Source organism: Acinetobacter sp. 102 (genome assembly GCF_037028485.1).
GTDB classification, from domain to species: domain Bacteria; phylum Pseudomonadota; class Gammaproteobacteria; order Pseudomonadales; family Moraxellaceae; genus Acinetobacter; species Acinetobacter higginsii.
Map to the genome: position 1 here is coordinate 68,042 of NZ_JAZEZK010000014.1, position 23,025 is coordinate 91,066.

The following is a 23,025-nucleotide window of genomic DNA, read 5'->3' on the forward strand; positions in this document are numbered from 1 at the left end:
CTCCTTTTTTATTTGCTTGGTATTTAGTTAAAACCGTTTGGATTCTGTTTCTGCCAGTTCCAACTGTCTGCCAACATATCTTCCAAAGTATATTGAGGCTGCCAACCCAACTCTGTAATCGCACGGCTATTGTCTGCAAATGAAGTGGCGACATCACCTGCACGACGTGGTGCAAATTCAAATGCAACAGGTACAGCATTGATTTGCTCAAAGGTATTTTTAACTTCTAATACAGATGAACCATTGCCTGTCCCAATGTTCCAAGCACGACAGCCTTGAGCAGATAAGCGATTATTTAAGGCACACAAATGCGCATTGGCCAAATCGACCACATGGATATAATCACGAACCCCTGTACCATCGACGGTGTCATAATCATTGCCATAAATTGCCAGCTTTTCACGACGACCGACTGCGACTTGTGTTACATAAGGCATTAAGTTATTTGGAATTCCTTGTGGATCTTCACCAATCTGACCGCTTTTATGCGCACCGACAGGGTTAAAATAACGAAGTAAAGCAATCGACCAACGCGAGTCTGCCTGTGCCAGTTTTTGCAGCATTTGCTCAACAATCAGTTTGGTATAACCATAATTGTTATTTGGCATGCCTGTTGGCATATCTTCATTTAACGGAGAACTATTGGCTTCATCATATACCGTGGCAGATGAACTAAATACCAAGTTAAATACGCCAGCGCGTTCCATCGCCTTGACCAATTGAGCACTGCCGGCAATGTTATTATCAAAATAAGTCAATGGAACCTGTTGGCTCTCACCAACCGCTTTCAGACCTGCAAAATGAATGACTGCATCAATAGAATAGTCCTGAAAGACCTGATCTAACGCATCCTGATTACGAATATCACCTTTTACAAAAACCAAGCTTTTATTGGCGAGTTTCTGTACACGACGTAAAGCTTCTTCAGAACTATTTGAAAGATTATCAAATACAACAACATCATGACTTGCATTGAGTAGTTCTAAACAGGTATGTGAGCCAATATAACCCGCACCACCTGTGACTAAAATTTTAGCCATCTATTTTTCCTAACAATATTTTCAACAAACCTTGCGTCGATGTATCAAAAGCAGATAAATCATCTTGCTCACGGTTTAAAATCGGTAACAGTTGATTGGCAATCTCTTTACCTTTTTCAACCCCCCATTGATCAAAGGGATTGATATTCCACAATACCGACTGCACAAAAACTTTGTGTTCATACGTCGCAATCAGCATCCCTAAACTATAAGGATTCAGCTCTTTGAGTAAAATGGTTGAACTTGGCTGATTGCCTTCATATTGCTTATAAGCAGGTAAATCTTCAAGTTCATCTGCTGCCAAAGCTTGATTACCAAAGGCCAATAATCGCGACTGCGCCAAACAATTCGATAAGGCCAGATGATGCTGTTCAACCAAAGCCTCTGCACTTTCAGCATAAGTAAATTGATTGGCATTATAACGCTTTACCGGTGCAATAAAGTCACAACTGACTGAATGCGTGCCTTGATGTAATAGCTGATAAAATGCGTGTTGTGCATTAGGTCCAACCTCACCCCACACAATCGGGCAAGTGGCTGTATTCACCTTTTCCCCATTACGCTGGATCGATTTACCATTGGACTCCATTTCAAGCTGCTGCAAATAAGCGGCGAAATATTTGAGTCGGCCGTCATAGGGCAACACAGCATGGGTTTGGATTTCAAGGAAGTTATTATTCCACGCCCCTAACAATCCCATCAATACCGGAATATTCTGCTGAAATGGTGCTGTTTGAAAATGTTGATCAATCTCGTGCGCACCCGCTAACAACTGCTTAAAACCATCAACCCCAATCGTCAGCGCAATCGGCAGGCCAATACACGACCACAGCGAATAACGGCCACCAACCCAATCCCATAGCAACAGCTGCTTATCAGTGGCAATGCCCCATTCCGTCATTTTTTCAGGTTTGGTCGAGACCCCAATAAAATGATTCTGCAGAATTTTTTCATTCTGTCCAAGCGACTTTTCTAACCATTGACGCACCGTTTGTGCATTCGACAAGGTATCAATGGTGCCAAATGACTTCGAGGAAATAATAAATAATGTCGTTTCTGGGCGCAGCTGATGTAGCAGGTCAGACAGTTGACTACCATCCATGGTCGAGACAAAGTGCACATCTAAAGGCTTTGTACTCGTCACCTTAAAATCGGACAATGCATGTGTCACCATTAAAGGGCCTAAGTCAGAGCCTCCGACACCAATATTGACCACATCCTGAATGACTTCACCTGTTGCGCCACGGTATTGTCCAGCATGGATTTTATCCACCAAAGCATACATCCGCTCCAGCTGTTGCTGTACCTGTTGATTCTCCTGAGGAAAATCTGGACTCGATTGCGGCAAGCGTAGAGCCCAATGCATTGCGGCACGATGCTCGGTATAATTAATTTGTTCCGAAGAAAATAATGTCTTAATCCATTGTTTTAAATCTTGTGCCTGAGCTAAGTCGACCAAGCCATTTAAAATATTTTGATCAATACGATGTTTACTAAAATCTAGAACAATTTGATCATGTTCAACTGAGAACCGTTTAAAGCGTGAGGGATCTGCTGCAAATAATTCTTTGAGATGAACCTCTTTAATTTGCTTTTGCAAAGATGATAAATGCTCAAGCACTGACGCTGGTGCCTTAACGGCAAAAGGCTGAATTTGCTTGATCATCATTAACGCCCCACGCCCATATATGCGAAACCTTGTAATTTCACATAGTCTGGATCATAAATATTGCGACCATCCAATATCAAAGGATGTGCCATCAGTTGTTCGAGCTGTTTAAAGTCCGGACTCCAATATTGTTTCCATGCGGTTAACACACATAGACCGTGCACATTTTTCACCGCATCATACTGATCATCACAGAGCACTAAATCGTCACGCTGCCCATACATCTGTTTAATTTCATCCAAAGCCTGCGGATCATGTAAATGAACCGTCACCCCTTGCGCCCACAATGCAGCAAGCATTTGGTGAATGGGTGATTGCTGAATACTTGAGGTATTTTCTTTAAAAGAAGCCCCCCAAATTGCAACGGACTTACCCTTTAAATCACCATGATAATAGTTCCAAAACTTACGGAACAGGATTTCTTTTTGTTGCTCATTGATGTCCCATACTTGTGCAAGCAATTGGCTTTTAACGCCTGTATTTGCAACTGTATTAGAGAGTGTCAGAATATCATGAGAAAAATTTTCACCGCCAAAACCAGCACCAGGAGCTAAGTAAGCTGAACCAATACGGTTATCCGCCGCCATACCCTGACGTACTGAAGCAATATCAATCCCAAGTTTCTCAGCAACCACAGCCAGATCATTAATATAGCTAATTCTTGTCGCCAACATGCCTGAAATACTGAGCTTCGTAAATTCAGCATCTAAAATTGGCATAAACAGATACTGCTGTGTCAAAGGAAAAAGAGGCCTTAGCAATTCTTTCACTTTACTCTGAACGTCAACTTGCGTACATCCTACAATCATTTGTTTTGCTTGAGTTAAACTCTGTAAAGCATTTCCTTCTTGAATCGTATCTGGTAAATAAACCCAGTCATCTTCGGAAAGGATTTGCTTAAAGTGATCAGTCCCCTGCAAACCAAAGGTTGAAGCATTGATCATCAGTTTTGGATGAATAATCGGGCGCTGTTTTAACGACTGTAGCAGTTGAAAAACTTGTTGTTCTTGTGTTTGATTAAAACTAAATAAATAGGCATCTATATCTAAAGGAATTGCGTCCAAATCACGATAACTGAGAAAACCACTGTTTAACTGTTGTTCCAGTAAACGGCTAACATTTTCATCATGAAATGAGTACTGCTGATCAGCGGAATTATCATTGAGATGTGAGCACCAATACACAAAGTGCCCAGATTCAGACAATAATGCAGACATCACGCCTGCATATAATGTATTGCCAAAGATTGCAACTTTCATAACCACATGCCCTAAACTACAGGGCCAATTCTTGAATTAAGCCCTTAAAATCTGCGCCCAATTTGGGGTGCTCAATACCATAGTGTAATACAGCTTTTAGGTATCCAAGCTTACTACCACAATCGAAAGTCTGCCCTTTCATGCGATACGCTTCAACAGCTTCTGCTTGCTGTAATGCTGCGATGGCATCAGTGAGCTGAATTTCATTTCCAGCTCCGCGTGGGGTATTTTCTAAAAGCGCCATAATCTGTGCTGGTAAAATATAACGACCAACCACAGATAAGTTCGAAGGTGCTGCGCCCACCGCAGGTTTTTCAACGATTCCCTGCATCACAACGCTTTCACCTTCATTCGGAGAAACCGCGACATCCACAATACCATATTGATCAACCAAATGATCAGGTACTGCTTCAACCATAATCTGTGCTGCTTGAGATGTCTCAAAGCGCTGGATCATCAGAGACAAATCATTCTCAGAGACTTGATTCTTGACTAAAACGTCAGGTAATAATACGGCAAAGGCTTCATTACCCACGATATCTTTTGCACAAAGTACAGCATGTCCAAGGCCTAAAGGCTGCGGCTGACGCACGCTCACAACGCTCACATGCTTCGGTAAAATATCAGTAATTTCTTTGAGTAGATCAAATTTCTTTTTTTGTTCTAAAGTTGTTTCTAACTCGAAATTACGATCAAAATAATTCTCAATCGAGGCCTTAGAGGAATGTGTGACCAAAATAATTTGTTCAATCCCAGCATCAACTGCTTCACGTACCACATATTCAATGGCTGGACGATCAACAACAGTCACCATTTCCTTTGGAATAGATTTGCTTGCTGGTAAGAATCGTGTACCTAAACCTGCGACAGGTAAAATTGCTTTCTTGATCATTACATTACTACTTCATTGATTTAGATAGATCTTCAAGAGTTAATTTTATCTTGTTCTTGTAAATTATTCCCCTTAAATAAAGAGGGGCCAACATGTCCAGGCGCATTAATCCCTTCACGTTTCAACATAACACCTAATGTTTTCCACATGATTTTAAAATCAACGAAGGTATTATGATGATCGACATACCAAACATCACATTTAAAGCGGTCTTCATAATCTAATTCGTTACGACCACTCACTTGCGCTAAGCCGGTCATTCCAGGTTTTACATCCAAACGACGTGCTTGCTCTGGTGAATAAAGTTCAACAAATTCTTTTAACATTGGCCGAGGCCCAACGACGCTCATATCGCCTTTTAGCACATTAAATAGCTGTGGCATTTCATCCAAGCTTGTAGAGCGTAATTTTTGTCCAAATGGTGTAATCCGCTGCTCATCAGGTAAAGCATTACCCTCAGAATCTGTAGCATCTTTCATCGAGCGGAACTTAATCATTTTAAATAGCTTACCGTCTTTACCAGGGCGTTCCTGATAAAAAAAGATAGGAGCGCCTAAGTTCTTTCTGACCTTATAAGCAACGAGAATAAATATTGGAGAAAGTAATAAAATTGCTACAGATGCAACAACTATATCAACAAGCCTTTTCATTGTTTGAAACCCATATATCAAAATAATTTAGACTTTCTTCCTAAGAAAATTATTATAAATTTTCCCCAACATCGTGGATGGTAGTAGTCGAAACACTGACCGTAACAAAAAAACTATATTAGCATGAATTGGATCTTGTAACTTCAACTCTTTTTTTAAATCCAACAACTTTTTTTCACTTTTAATATATTCCAACCCCTTACGACGACCATGCATACCATTATCAATACGAGCATACACCAAAATATCTGATAAATTCTGAACTTGATAACCCTTCGCAATTATACGTAAAAAAAGATTATAATCTTCCATCCATAAATGGTGATGATAACCACCAACATCCAGAATATGTGCCTTTCGATAAGCAATCGTCATATTATTGAAAGGGCTTTGTTTTTTTGCATAGTTTTTTAAATCTTTATGTAAAAGTGGAACACTACGCACCCCAGTTGGATTTTCAATATTTTCAATAAATTCAATAATTTGACCACCTAATATAGAAATACTAGGGTTTTCATTCAAGAAGTCAATTTGTTTTTTAAACCTATCTGGTGCACAAATATCATCGGTATCAACTATGCATACAAGGTCATAGGCACATTCTTTTAAACCAATATTTTTAGCCTTACCTGTTCCAACGTTCTTCTCGAGCTTTTTTACACGAAGAATATCACCTAGCTTGTTTTGCCATTGTCCGATTACTTTATTCAATTCAGGAGTTAAAGGCCCATCCTCAACTAAAATAATTTCTGTAGGTCTTAAAGTTTGTTTATCCCAAATACTTTCCATACAAGCATTAAAATGCACTGGAGATTCTTTGTGATAAATAGAACTTAATACAGAAAACATAAAACTATCCTTTCAAAACCTTATCAATCCAAATTTTTAAAATTTGTTCGGGCTGATATTTTTGAGCATTTAACAATGAGTTTTTTGCGAATTGACCCAATAAATCAGGAGAAGAAGCAACTTTTAAAATTGCTGCAGCTAATTCACTAACATTTTGATCTTGTACTAATAAACCGTTTTCATGATTCTTTATGATATCACTTGGTCCAAAAGGACAATTATATGACACAATAGGCAAACCAAAACTCTGAGCTTCAATTAACACCATAGGTAAGCCCTCATATTTTGATGACATTACAAAAAAACTAGATTGCTCATAGACTTGTTTAACATTTGAAGTACTTCCTTTCAAACTAATATGTCTAAGTGAATGCTCCCTAATATAATTATGCAATATTGTCTCTTGTTCGCCCTCTCCATAAATATTTAGTTGCCAATCAGGAATAGTTTGATATATTTTCTCCCAAGCCTGCAGTAAATGAATATAGTTTTTCTGATCAGTTAAGCGACCAATCGCTACAATTTGTTTACTACCCTTTTGAGGTGCCGAGATGATAGGGAATGGTGAAAAATTAGGGATAACAATTACATTAGAATGAAATTTATCGAATTGATCCTTGTCATTTTGGGTCAAAGTAATAACCTGACCAACTCTTTTGTAAAAAAATCGACTGAGCAATTGAACAGTCTTAGGTCTACTTATGAAAGATACATGCTCAAGCGTCACTAATTTTTTTACTTTTGGTAGAAAAGTACACAATAGAGATAATTTCCCCATATTATGAACTATCACTGCATCATAAGAGTAAGTGGCTGTATACTTTTTTAATTTCTTATAAAATTTAAATATATTTCCAGTCAATCTAATTACATTCACATTTTCAACTAAAGGATATGCTGAATTGTCTTTTGTAGATTCTCTATTTAAAAGTGTAATCTCATAACCATCCATTCTGGACATCTTATTTGCAAGCTCTACAGCAACACGTTCTGAACCAGACTTGTTTTTTAAAGAGTTAATAATAAACAGTATTTTTTTCACTCTCGCACCTTTTCATAGAATTACATGCATATACCAATAACATCAACAAAGAAATGAAAACAGTAATACCTTTAGCCAACAAAGCCAATAATAAAACTAAAAGTGCTATTTTAAATTTAAGATCAACAAATGAAGATTTTATTTTAAATATCAAATATATATTAAAAATCAAAAAAACACCAAGACCTAGCAAACCATTAGCAAAGATCACCCTAAAATAACCAACATCAGTATTCATATAATAACCATTTTTTAAGTTATACATATTATCCCCAATAATCCAAGTTTTATAACTTTCAGGAAATATTGAAAACATGTCTAATAGTGTATTAAATGAGTTATTAGTATCCGAATTCCCATCACTCAAAAACAAACCAAAACCAAATTTAATCAATTGAAAATCAACAAATTTTTCCCCGTAAACAAAATATAAAATTACAGCAATAGATAGCAAGAATAACCCTGAAAAAAATATTTTGATTTGATTTATAGAAAAACTAGAAAACAACAATAAAGATCCTATAGCAAATCCGACTAAAGTTGTTCTCGCACTCATCATTCCAATAATTGCTATCATAAAGTAAACAAACAACCAAAATATTATATGCTTTTTTTCATATTTTATAATTTGACTTAAACAAACCAATATAAAACAATTAATAATTCCTGATGCAAAAAAGGAACGACCAACCCCGACAATTCGCTCAAGTTTCAAATCATCAAGCCTAGATAAATCCGACAAATTGTTATAAACAATGGAGTAAAATATTTTCTCAAAAGCAGGATAAAAGCTAATCAATGCAGACAGCATAAGTTGAATTAACACGGCAATTGCACTAAGTTTAATTACTCTAACAAAATCTAAATGAGCACCACCTACCCTAAAAACACCAATTAAAGCTAGAAGCTGAAAATAAATAAATAAATAAACCTCATAATAATAACTATAATCCAGATTACTATTAAATAAAGCAGATAGAGTACTTACAAAAAAACCAAAAAATAAAAACAAAAAAATAAAAAAATCAATTTTTCTAAATTTATTAAATGAATTAAAAACAAAAAACAGGCCAAAAAGAGAAAATAAAAAAACTAAGAAACCAAATTTAAAAAAAACAGCTATATTAAATATATATATAAACAAAAAAAACACCCACATAAAACCAGTAAGGTATTTTTTATTCAGTTGAAGCAAAGCACTCAAAGCTACAACCCCCTTATTATTCTTTGTATTTTATTAATTATTCTTTCGAAATAATTAAATTTCCACGAATATCCCCAGTGATGTATACCATAAGTATCGTCCTTAATATGAACATACATCAACTGCTTTACAGGTTTATCTTGATCAAATGGATTATAGGGGTAAAATGAACTCTGAGACAAAACTATATCTCTTTCTTTAGAAACCTTATTGTATACACTACCAAGAACATAGGGCATAGTCTTATACACATTACTATTAATATCATAAAAATCTAATACTAATTTTAATATTTGATGCCCCTTAATACAGCCAATTACCCCACAGCTCACTTTATCTTGGTCAGAATCTTCATAAGCTGCAAAAAAATCATTATTAAGCAAAGTCGAAATATCTTTAATCAACTCCATATCAGTATCTAAATATACTCCACCATATTCATATAAAGCATGACAACGAACATAATCAGCAACGAAAGCATATTTCTTATCTTTTAATGCTTTTTTCACAAAATCATGCTCTAAAGGTGAGTTGTCTTCATTCCAAAGAATAAACTCCCAATCAGGTAAATATCTATGCCAACTTTTAATACATTCTTCTATTAAAGGGGACATAGGGTTTTTACCAAACCAGCAATAATGAATAATCTTAGGAATCATAATATACCATTCAATTTTCTAATTAATTTTCCACTTAAGGCTTTTAACACCATAATAGGATGCAAAAAAAACATATTTAGTATTGCAAACAAATATATTTCTACCAAAAGCTGATTATATTCTCTCTCATGTGATTTAAAATAATCAGCAATTTGCAACTTACCAATAATCATTATATTTTTTTTCTTTGAAAGATTATCCTCATGCAATCTATACTTCGTAAAAGTATAGTTTAAGTGTATACAATACCCACCTTTCTCTAGGACTTTCAAATAAATATACCAATCTTCAATGATAAATTTTTCATTAAAACCATTCACATTCTTTATATCTTTTAGTCTAAGCATCTGTGTAGGGGCTGGTAAATATTCTGTATACTTAAACAAGTCTTTAAAAAAATATTTTTTTTCTTTTTTTATTATTTCCCCACACTCTTCATTCTGATCATTAATTAAAATCATATTACCAAAAACACCTTTGCAAGCGTCATCAGCTTCAAGAATAGGAACTTGTACCATCAGCTTTTCAGCTAATAGCATATCATCTGAAGCAATGGCTGAAAAATACTTACCATGACACCATTCCAATGCTTCATTTAAAGTCGCACTTAAACCACGATTTGCTCGATATCTGAACTCAAATCTAGTAAACCGTTCTTCACAAACAGATAACATCTCTTCTATTTTTTCTATAGAATTATCTTTAGAGCCATCATCAATAATAATTAGTTCAATATTCTGATAAGTCTGATTAATCACACTTTGAATACAATCCTGAACATACTGTGCATGGTTATAGCAAGGGATGACAACAGAAACTAACGGCTGACTTTTTGATTGCATCTCTATATAACTCTCATCCGCAAATGTTTAAACACAAAAATACTCATTACCGCCCAATAGATTGCATAATTTATTAGATGAGCAATAGAAACTCCTTCAAAACCAAACATCTGGGTACAGATATAAGTCAAAAGAATTGAACTTATTGCAAACATAATTTCTGTCGTTACAAACAGTTTAATCATTGCTTTGCTTAACATCAAATAAGCAAGTATCCAACTTCCAATTTTTAGGGCATCTCCTATCATTTGCCATAAAAATAGATCAGCCATAGGCAGGAATTTTTCACTGAATAATACAACAATAACCCAATCTTTCAATAGATAAGCCAGCCCCCCTCCTAAAATAGCGAGTGGGAATATAAACTTATAACCTAAATAGACTTCTTTTTTTATTTCAACAAGGGTTTTTAATTCTGATAATTTAGGCAAGTAATAGACACCTAAGGTTGTTGTTACCAACATTAGATATGCAGCACTTAAACGAATCATCGCTTCCCAATAACCCGCATAGTCCGCACCAAAAGTCTGACTTAAATATGTTCTAATCACTATTTGAGAAAGTGGTACACAAATTGCGCTGACTAAAGCCATTAATGCAAATGACATAAACTTATGTGCAATAGCAGAATCGATTCGCCCAAACAAGTAAGAAATTTTAAACCAATCTGCTTTATAGCAAAGATACAGAGTTACAAAAAAAGCAAGAGATTGATAAACAGACAATGCAACCAATGCACCATACAAATGATATTTGACTGCAAGGGCTGTCGTGATCACTAAAGAAACTAAACTACCCGCTATATTTGCCAATACTAATTTTAGTATTTCCTTTTTTCCATTTAATATCGCCAAAAACAAAGTATTAAAATTAAAAAAAACTAGAAAAATGGCAAACCAAATGAATACCGATTGGTATTCTAGGCTATGAAAAATATAAAGGGATAATTGCTGCTGAAAAATAATAATGAGTAATGCAAAAAGTACGCTTAGAATAAAAACTATGCTCCCTGCATTCTGCCATATTTTTTTCTGCTTTTGCTTATCTTCATAATATTCTGCTGTATATTTTGTGACAGCAGTATTAATCATACTTCCTGAAAAGGTTGTAATCATTTGAATAAAATTTTGAAACTGGCCAATCATAGCATAGCCAGAAGGGCCAACATAAATAGCTAAGATTTTATTCAAAACAAATAAAGTAGCTGTTTTAATTAAAACGGCTACTCCATTTAAAGCACTTGTTTTCAGCAGATTCATATCAAAGACTAAACGTGTTACAGACTTCAACTATATGCTGAGCATCTTTTATATTTAAGACAGGACTCATTGGTAAACTCAGGACTGTCTCGTGTATTTTCTCAGATATTGGGAAACTTAGACGATTCCATTCAAGATAAGCTTGTTGTTTATGCGGCGGAATTGGGTAGTGAATTAAAGTTTGTATACCGTGTGCTGCTAAATGCTGCTGTAAAGCTTCTCTATCAAGAGTACGAATGACAAACAAGTGCCAGACATGTTGTTGATCTTCAACTGCATTACCTCCTATTTTAGGAAGTTCAATCAAAGGATTACTAATCCCCTCTAAGTAAACCTGAGCAACTTCACGGCGATGCACAATTTCTTGATCTAAAAACTTAAGTTTAACATCCAGCATAGCCGCCTGAATTTCGTCTAAGCGACTATTTACACCTTGTACGAGATTCTTATATTTTTCATGCGACCCATAATTACGTAGAGCCCTGAGCATATTTGCAAGCTCTGCATCATTGGTCGTGATCGCACCTGCATCACCTAAAGCACCCAGATTTTTGCCAGGATAAAAGCTAAATCCAGATGCATCCCCCCAATTTCCAGCCTTTTTACCATCAATTGCAGCGCCATGGCTTTGTGCAGAATCCTCTAAAACCAATAAACTATATTTTTCAGCAATTGCCATAATCTCAGGCATTGCCGCAAGCTGGCCATATAAGTGAACGGGTAAAATAACCTTGGTCTTATTTGTAATAACAGCTTCAATTTTTGCTGGATCAAGATTAAACGTATCGGAATCTGGCTCAACCAGTACAGGAATAAGTTGATTGGCACTAATCGCGAGAATACTGGCGATATAAGTATTTGAAGGGACGAGAACTTCATCACCGTCTTTTAACTTGCCAAGCTCTTTCCAAGCCCTCAAAGTTAAAATAAGTGCATCTAAACCATTGGCTACACCAATCGCATATTTCGTACCACAATATGCAGCAAAGTTCTGTTCAAACTGATCAAGTTCAGTGCCACCAATATACCAGCCAGAATCAATCACACGTGTGCAGGCTTCAATCAGTTGTTCACGATATTGCTGATTGATATTTTTTAGATCTAAGAAAGGGGTTGTCATTCTACATAACCTTTAATGATAGCTGGATTTCCTACAACAATCGCATTTTCTGGAACATCTTTGGTCACAACAGCACCCGCACCAATCAGTGCATTTTTTCCAATACGGATACCAGGTAAGATGGTTGCATTTGCACCAATACTGGCACCTTGCTCTACAATTGTTTGAGCAAAACTTTCTGGATATTGTTTAGAACGTGGTTTTTTATCATTGGTAAAAGCCACACAAGGGCCAATAAACACATTATCTTCTAAGGTTATACCATCCCAGATATAAACCCCTGATTTGACAGTAACATTATTGCCAATATACACATCATTTTCAATTAAAGTATGAGCACAAATATTACACCCTGTACCAATTACAGCATCTTTTAAAATGACACTATATTGCCAAACTCGGGTATTTTGACCAATATTTTTAGAGTGTACATCAGATAATGGGTGAATGAATGGACGATTAACCGTAGTTAAAAATTCATCATAATCTCGAATATAATCACTTTCATCATAGTGTTCGCTAGCTAATACCAACAATACACAATCTTCCGAAAAGTCATGCATTTCACGCCAAGTCATACTTTCAATGATTAAACCTTGAGTAGGTGAACTCAAGGTAACTTCTTCTTTTTGTCGTCCGTTGTCTAAAACAAAGCGGCACTGCCCATGAAGGCAAATCGCAAGCTGTTTTAGATCTTTATGTGCATGAAACCCTCTAGGCTTATCTTTAGATGCAGCAAAAATATAATAGATCCGTTTAATGTCAAAGGGGATATGCTGATTAGCCTCTACCGAAACCAGCCCGCCTCGTTCATCACCTAAGTCAGGTAAATCAATGAGTTTCTTTAAGCTCATACTTCATTCACCAAAGAAATCAAATATTGGCCATAATCATTTTTATTCATACTTTGGCCAATTACTAAAACTTGCTCTTTGCTTAGCCAACCATTATTAAAGGCAATTTCTTCTAAACATGCCACCTTATAGCCTTGTCGCTTTTCAATGGTTTCTACAAATTGTGCTGCCTCAAGCAAGCTCTCATGTGTGCCCGTGTCGAGCCAAGCAAAACCACGTCCAAGCAATTCTACATTCAAGTCGCCACGCTCTAGGTACATTTGATTGACGGTCGTGATTTCTAATTCACCACGCTCAGATGGTTTGACTTGTTTTGCGATCTCGACAACATCATTGTCGTAGAAATACAGACCGGTTACAGCAAAATGTGATTTTGGATTTTTCGGCTTTTCTTCTAATGAAACAGCACGTTTTTGCTCGTCAAATTCAACCACACCAAAGCGTTCAGGATCTTTCACTTGATAGCCAAAGACCGTTGCCCCTTTTTGACGAGCAACTGCTTGGCGTAACATCGGTGTAAAGCCTTGACCATAAAAAATATTATCACCAAGCACTAAACACACATTACTCGTGCCGATAAAGGCTTCACCAATAATAAAAGCCTGAGCTAAACCATCTGGACTTGGCTGAACGGCGTAACTCAATTCAACACCAAATTGCGAACCATCACCCAATAGTCGTTTAAAGCCATCAATATCATCTGGAGTACTGATAATTAAAACTTCGCGAATACCCGCTAACATCAAGACTGACAAAGGGTAATACACCATCGGTTTATCGTAAATCGGCAGTAACTGCTTAGATACACCCTTGGTAATTGGATATAAGCGTGTACCTGAACCACCCGCAAGAATAATACCTTTCGTCGACATTAGACATTTACCCCTAATCTTTCACCTTGATAACTGCCATCTTGTACACGGCGACACCATTCTAAATTATTTAAATACCATTCAACGGTTTTACGGATACCCGTTTCAAAAGTTTCCTGAGGTTTCCAGCCAAGTTCACGTTCTATTTTTGATGCATCAATCGCATAGCGTAGATCATGTCCGGGACGATCCTTTACAAAAGTAATTAAACTTTCATAAGCTTGAGCATTAGCCTGTGGTCTTAATTCATCTAGAATTTTGCAAATAGTTTTAACTACTTCAATATTCTGCTTTTCGTTATGTCCACCAATATTATAGGTTTCACCGATCACACCTTGAGTAACAACTTGATACAGTGCTCTAGCATGGTCTTCAACGAACAACCAGTCACGGATCTGATCACCCTTTCCATAGATCGGCAATGCTTTACCATCTAAAGCATTTAAAATGACTAAAGGAATTAACTTTTCTGGGAAGTGATAAGGACCATAATTATTAGAACAATTGGTGACAATGGTCGGTAAGCCATAGGTACGTTGCCAAGCTCGAACTAAATGATCTGAACTCGCCTTACTTGCTGAATAGGGAGAGCTTGGCGCATAAGGTGTTGTTTCAGTAAATAAGTCTGTTGTACCCTCTAGATCACCATAGACCTCATCTGTTGAGATATGGTGAAAACGAAAACTTGCTTTTTTATTGTTATCTAATGCCTGCCAGTACTTACGAGTTACTTCTAATAAGGTATACGTTCCTACAATATTGGTCTGAATAAATGCACTTGGTCCATCGATTGAACGATCAACATGCGACTCAGCTGCCAAATGCATGACTACATCAGGTTGAAATTGTTGAAAAACCTTCTCTAGCTTTGGCACATCACAAATATCAATTTGTTGGAACTGATAGCGAGTATCCTCATCAATTTCTTTTAAGGACTCTAAATTTCCAGCGTAGGTCAATTTATCTATATTTAAAACGGTATCTTTCGTTGTTTTTATAATATGGCGTACTACAGCAGAACCAATAAATCCAGCACCACCAGTTAATAATATTTTCATATTTTTCCACTATACTACATCGAGTAGACTCTATCTAAACTTGATATCTTCACACAAAACTTAAAGTATTTATGAACAATCCTATAAAATCTTTCGCAAAATATCGGCTAAGACACTAGGCTGCTTATTTCGAATTTCATCCTATTTCACTGAAAAAAATAAGGAAATAAGGCTTAAAACACTTCAAATTAGTACGGAGAATACAACTCGGCATAATATAACAAATTTCATCAATTTGTTAGCGCTTCATTCTATTTTATTTAAATGATCTTCTAATTAATTTAAATTTATTTACGAATAGCTTTTCGTTAAATACTGAACTAAATCAAATTACTCTATAAAGTGAATTTTTTATATCAAATAATTCAACACTCCCACAAAAAGAATATTATGTTTTTTTAATCTTTTGGGATAAAATCATCGCGATTTAGCATCCATTGTCCACTGATGATCCATACACGACAATAGGTATTGATTAAAAATAAGATTATCTAAGGGTTTCATGTGAAGTATTACCAACTTTTTTCAATTCTTACACTTAGTATTAGCGCTGTAAGTTGTGCAATCACTTCAGGTCTTCAAACACATGACTTACCTGAAAATGGAGACTTTACAACGGAGCAAGGCGTTAATCTTACGATTGTACAATTAACCCAAGAAAACTTAGCTTTATATAACCTAGCCTCTACATCATTGCTACCGCAAGACAAGCTATCGACATTATTTCGCCAAACTCCCACCCAATATCGTTTAAGTGCAAATGATGTCTTATCAATCCAGTTATGGGCCTACCCTGAAATTACCCCCCCTCTAAATAATATTAATAATATGCAATCTGCCCAAGCAAGTGGCTATGCAATTGACATAAATGGCAATGTACAACTCCCCCTAATTGGCCAAGTTCATGTCGCAGGAAAAACCCTTGCTGAAACTAATCGATATCTACGGTCTCAGTTTGCAAAATATTTGAAAACACCTGATGTTATTGTTAGGATTTTATCCTACGAAGGCAATCGTTACTTTGTAAATGGACAAGTCATGAAAAGCGGGCAATATACGCTGAATGATCAGCCAATTAGCTTGTATACGGCACTCAGTATGGCTGGAGGAGTCAATCCTGAAACAGGGGATAACACATCTATACAGTTAATTCGTAAAGGGATTACTTATAATTTAAATTTAGTTGCTTTAGAACAAAGTGGTTTATCTCTCCACAAATTAATAATTCAACCTAATGATACGATTTTTGTAAATACCAAACAAAACCAAAAACTTTATATCATGGGTGAATCAAGTAAAAGCCAGGCGCTTCCCTTACGTGATCAAGGGATGACCTTAAGTGATGTACTTGGTGAGAGTGAAGGTATTAACCCATATACAGCAAGTGCTGCGCGTATTTATGTAATGCGTACAAACCTCAATACTCAGCACTCGACTATTTATCAACTAAATTTGAGTAGCTTAGGGAATCTTGCTTTAGCCAATCAATTCGCTATGCAGAAAAATGATATTGTTTATATTGATGCAACAGGCTTGACGCGCTGGCAGCGTATGGTTAATCAAATTATACCATTCTCTAACGCACTTTATAGTTTTGATCAGTTAGGTAAATAATATGACCTTTTCAATCTAACCATTTAGATCTCCAAGAATCTGCAAGCGTTTTCCCAAATTTTAAATAGTTGTTCCCTTATGAATCAAAATACACAACTGACTGATGACACGATTGACCTTAGAGAATTATTTTTCGCTCTTATTGCACAATGGAAACTTATTGTTTTCTGTACAATATTCGCCCTAATTTGTGCCAGTATTTATCTTAAAACTGCAGAAAAAACTTACGCTGTTGATGCAAAAATTCAAATTATTGATAACAAACAAAATGGCTTAGCAGGTCTAAACTCACAGCTTGCATCTTTAGGCAGTTTAGCTGGCGTAAATATTGGTGGTCTTGGCGGTCAACAATCGATTCAGGCAGAAATCGAAATCTTGCAATCTCGCTCTATTTTAGCAAAAACGATTCAAGATCTAAATCTAGATATCCAAATCCAACCAGATCAAGGTTTTGTTCAGAAGTTTTTAAGCACAGATCAATTTCACACCAACTATCTTACGGATCAAGTACAAGTTAGAAATCATAAAACTGAGTTCTCTATTCGCCAATTTGACATTCCAAAAAAATATCTAGATCAAGACCTACTTTTAAGCTTCCATGGGCAAAACTTTAGCCTTACGTCAGAAAAGACTGGGCTAGAAGTATACAAAGGATCCCTAAATCAAAAAGCAAATTCTACTTCCCTTAGTTCAGCTTGGAAAATTAGTATTTCAAGCCAACATCCTTTAGAAGGTCAGTATATTGTTCAAAAACAATCAACACTTGCTGCAGTCAAAGCTATTTTATTAAGTTTAAAAGTGGCTGAACTTACCAAGCAAACAGGGATTATCACTATCAATTATGATGGAGCAGACAAAGCGCACATCATAAAAGTGCTAAATCACATTTTGGAAATTTATCAAGAGCAAAACTTAGCGACGAAATCAGCAGAAAAAGAAAAAACATTAGCCTTTTTAAACCAGCAACTGCCACAACTGAAACAAGAGCTAACAGAGGCAGAGAAAAAGTTTAATACATTCCGAGAAACTCATGGGACCATTGATATTCAGCAAGAAGCTGGGCTTTATTTAAAGCAGAGTGTTGAGTTGGAAACACAAAAAATTCAGTTAGAGCAGAAGCAGGCACAATTGGCTGCTCAATACACAGCACAACACCCAATGATGCAAGAAATTAATACCCAAATTGCTGTATTCAATAAAAAAATTAATGAATTGAATAGTGCATTAAAAAAATTACCAAATACACAAAGCCAGTATTTGCAATACTATCGCGATGTACAAGTACAAACGCAGCTGTATACCAATTTATTAGGAACATACCAGTCTTTAAGCTTGGCTAAAGCAGGCGAAACAGGAAATACTCGTGTTTTAGATTACCCTGTAGAACCAACGAAACCAATCAAACCTCGTAAGCTAATCGTGTTAATCCTCTCAATTTTTATTGGTGGATTTGTTGGTGTATTGATTGCTCTAGTTCGCAATATGTTACAAACTGGCGTACGTCATCGTGATGAAATTGAACAGGCTGTCGGCATTAATACTTATTTTGAATTGCCTAAAGCGAAACATAAAACTGCTCCTGAGTTACACGCACTCAAGACATTTATCCCGACTTTATGTTTTAAGTTACAGCAAAAACAACATAACGTTGCACTCATAACAAGTGTTACACCTAATCAAAATCAAGGTGTGATTGCTCAACATTTGGCACTTTATCTAAGTCAAGCTGGGCAGAAAGTTTTAATCATTGATAGCGACCTTTATCGTGGTGAACTTGACCAACTTTTTAAGAGCACGTCAAAAGTGGGCCTAGCTGAATATTTACGTGGACAAGCCGATCTAGATCAAATTATCGTGAATACAACTTATCCGAATTTGAGTCTAATTGGCCGTGGAAAAAGCAATGATGAGGCTTCTATTAGTTCACATCAATCAATTTTTGCACAGTTAATGCAACAGATCAGCAATCAATACGACTACATCTTGATCAGTTCAGCACCCGTACTTGCAACCCCTGATAGTTTAAACCTTGCTCAATTTACAGGTTTTAACCTCTGTTTAGTGCAATATGGTCAGACACAACTGAAAGATATTGAACTCGCAAAATCTTATTTTGTGAATGCGGGGCTTGAGATTGACGGTCTTATTCTAGACCAGATCCCGAGCTATCAAATTAATCAATATCAATATCAGACCAGCAAATAATTGCTCTAATATTGAATAAAAAGAACCAGAGGGCTATAAATTCTCTGGTTTTTTTATTTCAACAAGAATGCTCATTGATTTCACAAATGACTCAATCCTCATACAAAAAATCCATGCATTTTTGCTGTTTATTATTCAATGCCTAAGCCTATACATGCTAAGATCAACGGCATATTTTTTATTAAAATCTCGCTTTGGGACATCTCATGAGTAAAGCTTTACCTTTCGTTGTCGCAGCTGTTTTAGGCGGTGCAGCGCTCGTTCCTATTTACTACGCTACTAAAAATCCAACCACTGAGTTTGGCGCCAAGGCTGACAAAAATGCAGCACCTGTGGCAAAAATCAGTTATGCATTAGGTTATGAAGTCGCAAAACAAACCCCACCAGAATTAGAAACCAGTGCATTTATTACTGGTTTCCGTGACGGGCATGCACAAAAACCAGCAGCCTATACAGAAGAAGAGTTACAAGCGGCTTATATCGAGTTCCAAAAAGAGCTGCAACAAAAACAAGCGAATGAGACCAAAAAAGTCGAAGCGACCAACAACAGCTTTTTAGCAGAAAATGCGAAAAAAGAAGGCGTGAAAACCACCGCTTCAGGCTTACAATATAAAATCACTAAAGAAGGTACAGGTAAACAGCCTGCCGCGACCTCTGTTGTGAAAGTTCACTACAAAGGTCAACTTACTGATGGTAAAGTATTTGATAGCTCTTATGACCGTGGCGAGCCAATTGAATTCCCGCTGAATCAAGTGATTCCAGGCTGGACTGAAGGTTTACAGCTGATGAAAGAAGGTGGTAAAGCAACACTTTATATTCCTGCAAACTTAGGTTACGGTGAACAAGGTGTTCCTGGTTCGATCCCACCGAATAGCACATTAATTTTTGATGTAGAATTAATCGCTGTTAAGTAAATGATCTTAAGGAGAGCCTATGCTCTCCTTTATTTTTTGGAAGAAATAATGAAAAGATTAGGTCTCATTTTAATTGCTTCAACCATCGGAACGGTTCAAGCAGCATCAATTACACAAAAAAGCCCACAAAAAGATCAACTCGGATATAGCTACGGTTATCTCATGGGCAGAGGCAATGCCGAGACTTTAAAAGACTTAAATATCGAAACTTTTGTACAAGGCTTACAAGAAGCTATTCAAGGTAAAACAGCATCTTTAACCGATGAGGAAATGGCGACTGTACTCAATCAATATAAAAAACGCCTTGAAGCCAAACAGCTGGTTGAGTTTCAAGAACAAGCACAAAAAAATGATCAAGCAGGCAAAGCCTTTTTGGCTGAAAATGGCAAGAAAGCAGATATCGTGACCACGAAATCAGGCCTACAGTACCAAGTACTACAACAAGGCCAAGGTAAATCACCGAAAGCGACATCAATGGTTAAAGTAAACTATGAAGGCCGCTTGCTCGATGGAACGGTGTTCGACAGTTCAATCGCACGCAACCACCCTCTTGAATTCAAGCTCAGCCAAGTGATTGCGGGTTGGACTGAAGGTGTTCAAACGATGAAAGAAGGTGGCAAAACACGTTTCTTTATTCCAGCAAATCTTGCCTATGGTGATGTCGGTTCGGGCGATGCAATAGGGCCAAACAGTACTTTAATTTTCGATATTGAATTACTTGAAGTGAAATAATAAAAACCCTCCATTTGGAGGGTTTAATTTTTTAATTGAATCTAATTTAAGCTTTTAAATGTCTTGGTCGGAAACCCGTAGCCAACAATGCTACAGCATAGGCAACGACACCAATGACACACAAGCCAATCACTTCAGCAATACGTAGCCATTGAGAAATATCGCCTTGGTACCAGGTTAAACCATACCAAAGTGCTGCAATCATGGTGATATTGGCAACCGCATATTGCAATGCCAGTTTTTTCCAATGTCCCCCAAAACGATAGATGTTACGTTTATGCAAATAGAAATACAGCATACCCGCATTCACCAAAGCCGAGCCTGAAGATGCTAGTGCGAGCGCCATATGCTCGGCATGCCAATCGATTAACTTAAAGAAGCCAATAAAGACTACGTTTAGAATGGCATTGGCTGCCACCGCCATTAAGCCGACACGAACAGGGGTTTTAGTATCTTGTTGTGCATAGAAGCCTGGCGCAAATACTTTGATCAACATAAATGAGATGACCCCTGCACTCATACATTGCAGTGCTAAGGCAGTCATTCGCGTATCTTCTACAGTAAATTCACCACGCTGGAACAAAGCTTGAATAATCGGTGTCGACAACATAAATAATGCAATACTTGCGGGAATACCGACCAGCATAATAATCTTGGCAGCCCAATCAATCATGCCTCTAAATTTGGCTTGATCTTGCTCTGCATGACGTGCGGAAAGTGAAGGTAAAATTACCGTACCAATCGCGACACCAATTAAGCCCAGCGGTAACTCAGTCATACGTTCAGCACTGTATAGCCATGACACCGAGCCATCTTGCATGAATGATGCCCAGATTGTATTGAGCAATAAGTTAATCTGAGTCACTGACACCCCAAACAAGGCTGGCAGCATCAGTTTTAAAATACGATCCACCCCTTCATGTTTGAAGTCCACTTTAGGTGGAATCAATAAGTTCTTTTTCCATAATTCAGGAATCTGAATCGCCAGCTGTAAAATACCCGCAGCAACCACAGCCCAGCCCAAAGCCATGATTGGCTCTGCCATATACGGCGTTAACCACCACGCCCCCGCAATCATCGCCACATTGAGTAATACAGGAGAAAATGCAGGTGAAGCAAATGAACCATAGCTGTTTAAAATACTGCTAGCAAAAGCCGTCAACGACATAAACATCAAATATGGAATAGTCAGACGGAACATATCCACAGCGAGATCAAATTTTTCAGGATCATTATGGAAACCAGGCGCATACAGATAAATAATCGCTGGGGCAGCCACCATAGCGACAAAGGTCAATAAGGACATGGCCGTAAGCAAACAGCCAAACACCCGACTAATCAGAATCTGGACTTCAGCATGGGCACGACTGGTCTTATATTCGGTCAGAACAGGAATGAAAGCCTGAGAAAAAGCCCCTTCCGCAAATAAGCGTCGGAAAAAGTTGGGAATACGAAAGGCAACAACGAAGGTATCGAAGTCCTTACCTGCACCAAATACATTGAGTAGCACAACATCACGTACCAGCCCCAACACTCGAGATAACATCGTCATTGCACTGACAATTACAGTCGATCGCCACAATGCCATCGCATTCACCTACGGCTTATCTTTTAAAAAGCGTTATTGTAATGAAAGTCCGAATAGATTTCGTTATGAAATCTTAAATCTGGTCATATTTTTAGCGTGTTTTTTGTTTAGACAGCAAATTTCGAAATAATTGCCAATCAAAGTACTCACCAGGATCGGTTTTCCGTTTCGGCGCAATGTCGGAATGGCCTGCAATATGATTTTGAATTTTTGGATATGCTTGGCGTAAACTATTCACGACTTCAACCAATGCTTGATATTGCTCAGCTTCGAAAGGTAGATCATCACTTCCTTCTAGCTCGATTCCAATCGAATAATCATTACATTCCTTCAAAGCCAAATAGCTAGAACGGCCTGCGTGCCACGAACGATCATTAAAATTCACAAACTGAATCACTTCACCTGTACGCAAAATCAATAGATGCGCTGAAACCTTCATTCCCTCAATGGTTTGGAAGTAAGGATGTAATGACCAATCCAGCTGATTCTGAAAGAATTGTTGAATATAACCACCACCAAACTGTGAGGGTGGCAAACTAATATTATGAATAACAATTAGTTGAATATCGGTATCTGTAGGTCGGGCATTAAAATTCGGCGATGAAATTTGTGTTGCACCTTCCAATATCCCATCTTGAACTTGAGTAAATCTAGATTGTTGCATGGTGACTCGAATCAGCAATTTAATATTTATCTTGCCCAT

The 23,025-nt window shown here is 37.0% G+C and carries 21 protein-coding genes; 4 read left to right on the plus strand and 17 right to left on the minus strand.

Translation table 11 applies throughout. From position 1 onward, the window contains the following. Window positions 1-23 precede the first annotated feature (23 nt). Genes galE through rfbB form a run of 15 tightly spaced genes read right to left on the minus strand, consistent with a single transcriptional unit; the run spans window position 24 to window position 15,269 of the window. Window positions 24-1,040, minus strand: coding sequence for a UDP-glucose 4-epimerase GalE (gene galE, locus WA352_RS14620; protein ID WP_005319900.1), 1,017 nt, complete (start codon window positions 1,038-1,040; stop codon window positions 24-26). Then, window positions 1,033-2,709: a glucose-6-phosphate isomerase gene (pgi, locus tag WA352_RS14625; RefSeq protein ID WP_005319903.1), complete on the minus strand. Its 1,677-nt coding sequence runs from the start codon at window positions 2,707-2,709 to the stop codon at window positions 1,033-1,035. The genes galE and pgi overlap by 8 nt, the downstream gene beginning before the upstream one ends. Then, window positions 2,709-3,968 carry a nucleotide sugar dehydrogenase gene (locus WA352_RS14630; protein WP_005200898.1) on the minus strand — a complete coding sequence of 420 codons (1,260 nt, stop codon included), beginning with the start codon at window positions 3,966-3,968 and terminating at the stop codon, window positions 2,709-2,711. Before WA352_RS14630 ends, pgi begins: the two co-directional genes overlap by 1 nt. A 16-nt stretch (window positions 3,969-3,984) precedes the next feature. Further along, a complete protein-coding gene (gene galU / locus WA352_RS14635; RefSeq protein WP_005319906.1) occupies window positions 3,985-4,860 on the minus strand; it encodes a UTP--glucose-1-phosphate uridylyltransferase GalU in 876 nt (291 codons plus the stop codon). 32 nt (window positions 4,861-4,892) lie between these two features. Then, window positions 4,893-5,510 (minus strand): sugar transferase, encoded by a 618-nt coding sequence (locus tag WA352_RS14640; protein WP_004801805.1) that lies wholly within the window; start codon window positions 5,508-5,510, stop codon window positions 4,893-4,895. Window positions 5,511-5,537: 27 nt separating this feature from the next. Further along, on the minus strand, window positions 5,538-6,359 hold the full coding sequence (locus WA352_RS14645) for a glycosyltransferase (protein ID WP_005319908.1): 822 nt from the start codon (window positions 6,357-6,359) through the stop codon (window positions 5,538-5,540). A 4-nt stretch (window positions 6,360-6,363) separates the two neighbouring features. Then, window positions 6,364-7,401, minus strand: coding sequence for a glycosyltransferase family 4 protein (locus tag WA352_RS14650; RefSeq protein ID WP_005319912.1), 1,038 nt, complete (start codon window positions 7,399-7,401; stop codon window positions 6,364-6,366). Next, complete coding sequence (locus tag WA352_RS14655; protein ID WP_005319917.1) at window positions 7,376-8,605, minus strand: hypothetical protein; 1,230 nt, start codon at window positions 8,603-8,605, stop codon at window positions 7,376-7,378. Before WA352_RS14655 ends, WA352_RS14650 begins: the two co-directional genes overlap by 26 nt. A gap of 2 nt (window positions 8,606-8,607) precedes the next feature. Beyond that, complete coding sequence (locus tag WA352_RS14660) at window positions 8,608-9,264, minus strand: glycosyltransferase family 32 protein (RefSeq protein WP_005319920.1); 657 nt, start codon at window positions 9,262-9,264, stop codon at window positions 8,608-8,610. Next, window positions 9,261-10,106, minus strand: a complete 846-nt coding sequence (locus tag WA352_RS14665; protein ID WP_005319922.1) for a glycosyltransferase family 2 protein — start codon at window positions 10,104-10,106, stop codon at window positions 9,261-9,263. Before WA352_RS14665 ends, WA352_RS14660 begins: the two co-directional genes overlap by 4 nt. Before the next feature lie 2 nt (window positions 10,107-10,108). Continuing rightward, window positions 10,109-11,365: an O-antigen translocase gene (locus WA352_RS14670; RefSeq protein ID WP_005319925.1), complete on the minus strand. Its 1,257-nt coding sequence runs from the start codon at window positions 11,363-11,365 to the stop codon at window positions 10,109-10,111. Window position 11,366: 1 nt separating this feature from the next. Continuing rightward, a complete protein-coding gene (locus WA352_RS14675) occupies window positions 11,367-12,485 on the minus strand; it encodes a DegT/DnrJ/EryC1/StrS family aminotransferase (RefSeq protein ID WP_005319928.1) in 1,119 nt (372 codons plus the stop codon). Beyond that, entirely contained in the window at window positions 12,482-13,339 is an 858-nt protein-coding gene (locus WA352_RS14680) for a WxcM-like domain-containing protein (RefSeq protein ID WP_005319932.1), read from the minus strand. Before WA352_RS14680 ends, WA352_RS14675 begins: the two co-directional genes overlap by 4 nt. After that, the gene (gene rfbA, locus WA352_RS14685; RefSeq protein ID WP_004801792.1) at window positions 13,336-14,211 is read right to left on the minus strand and encodes a glucose-1-phosphate thymidylyltransferase RfbA; all 876 of its coding nucleotides are present in this window, start codon (window positions 14,209-14,211) and stop codon (window positions 13,336-13,338) included. The genes WA352_RS14680 and rfbA overlap by 4 nt, the downstream gene beginning before the upstream one ends. Then, the gene (gene rfbB / locus WA352_RS14690; RefSeq protein WP_005319935.1) at window positions 14,211-15,269 is read right to left on the minus strand and encodes a dTDP-glucose 4,6-dehydratase; all 1,059 of its coding nucleotides are present in this window, start codon (window positions 15,267-15,269) and stop codon (window positions 14,211-14,213) included. Before rfbB ends, rfbA begins: the two co-directional genes overlap by 1 nt. Before the next feature lie 504 nt (window positions 15,270-15,773). Between rfbB and WA352_RS14695 the strand changes: the two genes are divergently transcribed. The 4 genes from WA352_RS14695 (at window position 15,774) to WA352_RS14710 (ending at window position 20,734) form a co-directional block, all read left to right on the plus strand. Then, window positions 15,774-16,883: a polysaccharide biosynthesis/export family protein gene (locus WA352_RS14695; RefSeq protein ID WP_005319938.1), complete on the plus strand. Its 1,110-nt coding sequence runs from the start codon at window positions 15,774-15,776 to the stop codon at window positions 16,881-16,883. 78 nt (window positions 16,884-16,961) lie between these two features. After that, window positions 16,962-19,088: a GNVR domain-containing protein gene (locus WA352_RS14700; protein ID WP_336143016.1), complete on the plus strand. Its 2,127-nt coding sequence runs from the start codon at window positions 16,962-16,964 to the stop codon at window positions 19,086-19,088. A gap of 206 nt (window positions 19,089-19,294) precedes the next feature. After that, entirely contained in the window at window positions 19,295-20,002 is a 708-nt protein-coding gene (locus WA352_RS14705) for an FKBP-type peptidyl-prolyl cis-trans isomerase (protein ID WP_005319944.1), read from the plus strand. Between the two features lie 48 nt (window positions 20,003-20,050). Beyond that, window positions 20,051-20,734, plus strand: a complete 684-nt coding sequence (locus WA352_RS14710; RefSeq protein ID WP_005200920.1) for an FKBP-type peptidyl-prolyl cis-trans isomerase — start codon at window positions 20,051-20,053, stop codon at window positions 20,732-20,734. Between the two features lie 46 nt (window positions 20,735-20,780). Here the strand turns inward: WA352_RS14710 and murJ are convergent, their stop codons facing one another. Together murJ and ampD are read right to left on the minus strand one after the other, a co-directional pair. Further along, on the minus strand, window positions 20,781-22,331 hold the full coding sequence (gene murJ, locus WA352_RS14715; RefSeq protein WP_171068216.1) for a murein biosynthesis integral membrane protein MurJ: 1,551 nt from the start codon (window positions 22,329-22,331) through the stop codon (window positions 20,781-20,783). Between the two features lie 82 nt (window positions 22,332-22,413). Then, a complete protein-coding gene (ampD, locus tag WA352_RS14720; protein ID WP_005319950.1) occupies window positions 22,414-22,986 on the minus strand; it encodes a 1,6-anhydro-N-acetylmuramyl-L-alanine amidase AmpD in 573 nt (190 codons plus the stop codon). Window positions 22,987-23,025 lie beyond the last annotated feature (39 nt).

Excerpts from the sequence above, each read along its gene's own strand:
- galE (WP_005319900.1), bottom strand. The coding sequence starts at position 1,040 with ATGGCTAAAATTTTAGTCACAGGTGGTGCGGGTTATATTGGCTCACAT.
- pgi (WP_005319903.1), bottom strand. The coding sequence starts at position 2,709 with ATGATGATCAAGCAAATTCAGCCTTTTGCCGTTAAGGCACCAGCGTCA.
- WA352_RS14630 (WP_005200898.1), bottom strand. The coding sequence starts at position 3,968 with ATGAAAGTTGCAATCTTTGGCAATACATTATATGCAGGCGTGATGTCT.
- galU (WP_005319906.1), bottom strand. The coding sequence starts at position 4,860 with ATGATCAAGAAAGCAATTTTACCTGTCGCAGGTTTAGGTACACGATTC.
- WA352_RS14640 (WP_004801805.1), bottom strand. The coding sequence starts at position 5,510 with ATGAAAAGGCTTGTTGATATAGTTGTTGCATCTGTAGCAATTTTATTA.
- WA352_RS14645 (WP_005319908.1), bottom strand. The coding sequence starts at position 6,359 with ATGTTTTCTGTATTAAGTTCTATTTATCACAAAGAATCTCCAGTGCAT.
- WA352_RS14660 (WP_005319920.1), bottom strand. The coding sequence starts at position 9,264 with ATGATTCCTAAGATTATTCATTATTGCTGGTTTGGTAAAAACCCTATG.
- WA352_RS14665 (WP_005319922.1), bottom strand. The coding sequence starts at position 10,106 with ATGCAATCAAAAAGTCAGCCGTTAGTTTCTGTTGTCATCCCTTGCTAT.
- WA352_RS14670 (WP_005319925.1), bottom strand. The coding sequence starts at position 11,365 with ATGAATCTGCTGAAAACAAGTGCTTTAAATGGAGTAGCCGTTTTAATT.
- WA352_RS14675 (WP_005319928.1), bottom strand. The coding sequence starts at position 12,485 with ATGACAACCCCTTTCTTAGATCTAAAAAATATCAATCAGCAATATCGT.
- WA352_RS14680 (WP_005319932.1), bottom strand. The coding sequence starts at position 13,339 with ATGAGCTTAAAGAAACTCATTGATTTACCTGACTTAGGTGATGAACGA.
- rfbA (WP_004801792.1), bottom strand. The coding sequence starts at position 14,211 with ATGTCGACGAAAGGTATTATTCTTGCGGGTGGTTCAGGTACACGCTTA.
- rfbB (WP_005319935.1), bottom strand. The coding sequence starts at position 15,269 with ATGAAAATATTATTAACTGGTGGTGCTGGATTTATTGGTTCTGCTGTA.
- WA352_RS14700 (WP_336143016.1), top strand. The coding sequence starts at position 16,962 with ATGAATCAAAATACACAACTGACTGATGACACGATTGACCTTAGAGAA.
- WA352_RS14705 (WP_005319944.1), top strand. The coding sequence starts at position 19,295 with ATGAGTAAAGCTTTACCTTTCGTTGTCGCAGCTGTTTTAGGCGGTGCA.
- WA352_RS14710 (WP_005200920.1), top strand. The coding sequence starts at position 20,051 with ATGAAAAGATTAGGTCTCATTTTAATTGCTTCAACCATCGGAACGGTT.
- ampD (WP_005319950.1), bottom strand. The coding sequence starts at position 22,986 with ATGCAACAATCTAGATTTACTCAAGTTCAAGATGGGATATTGGAAGGT.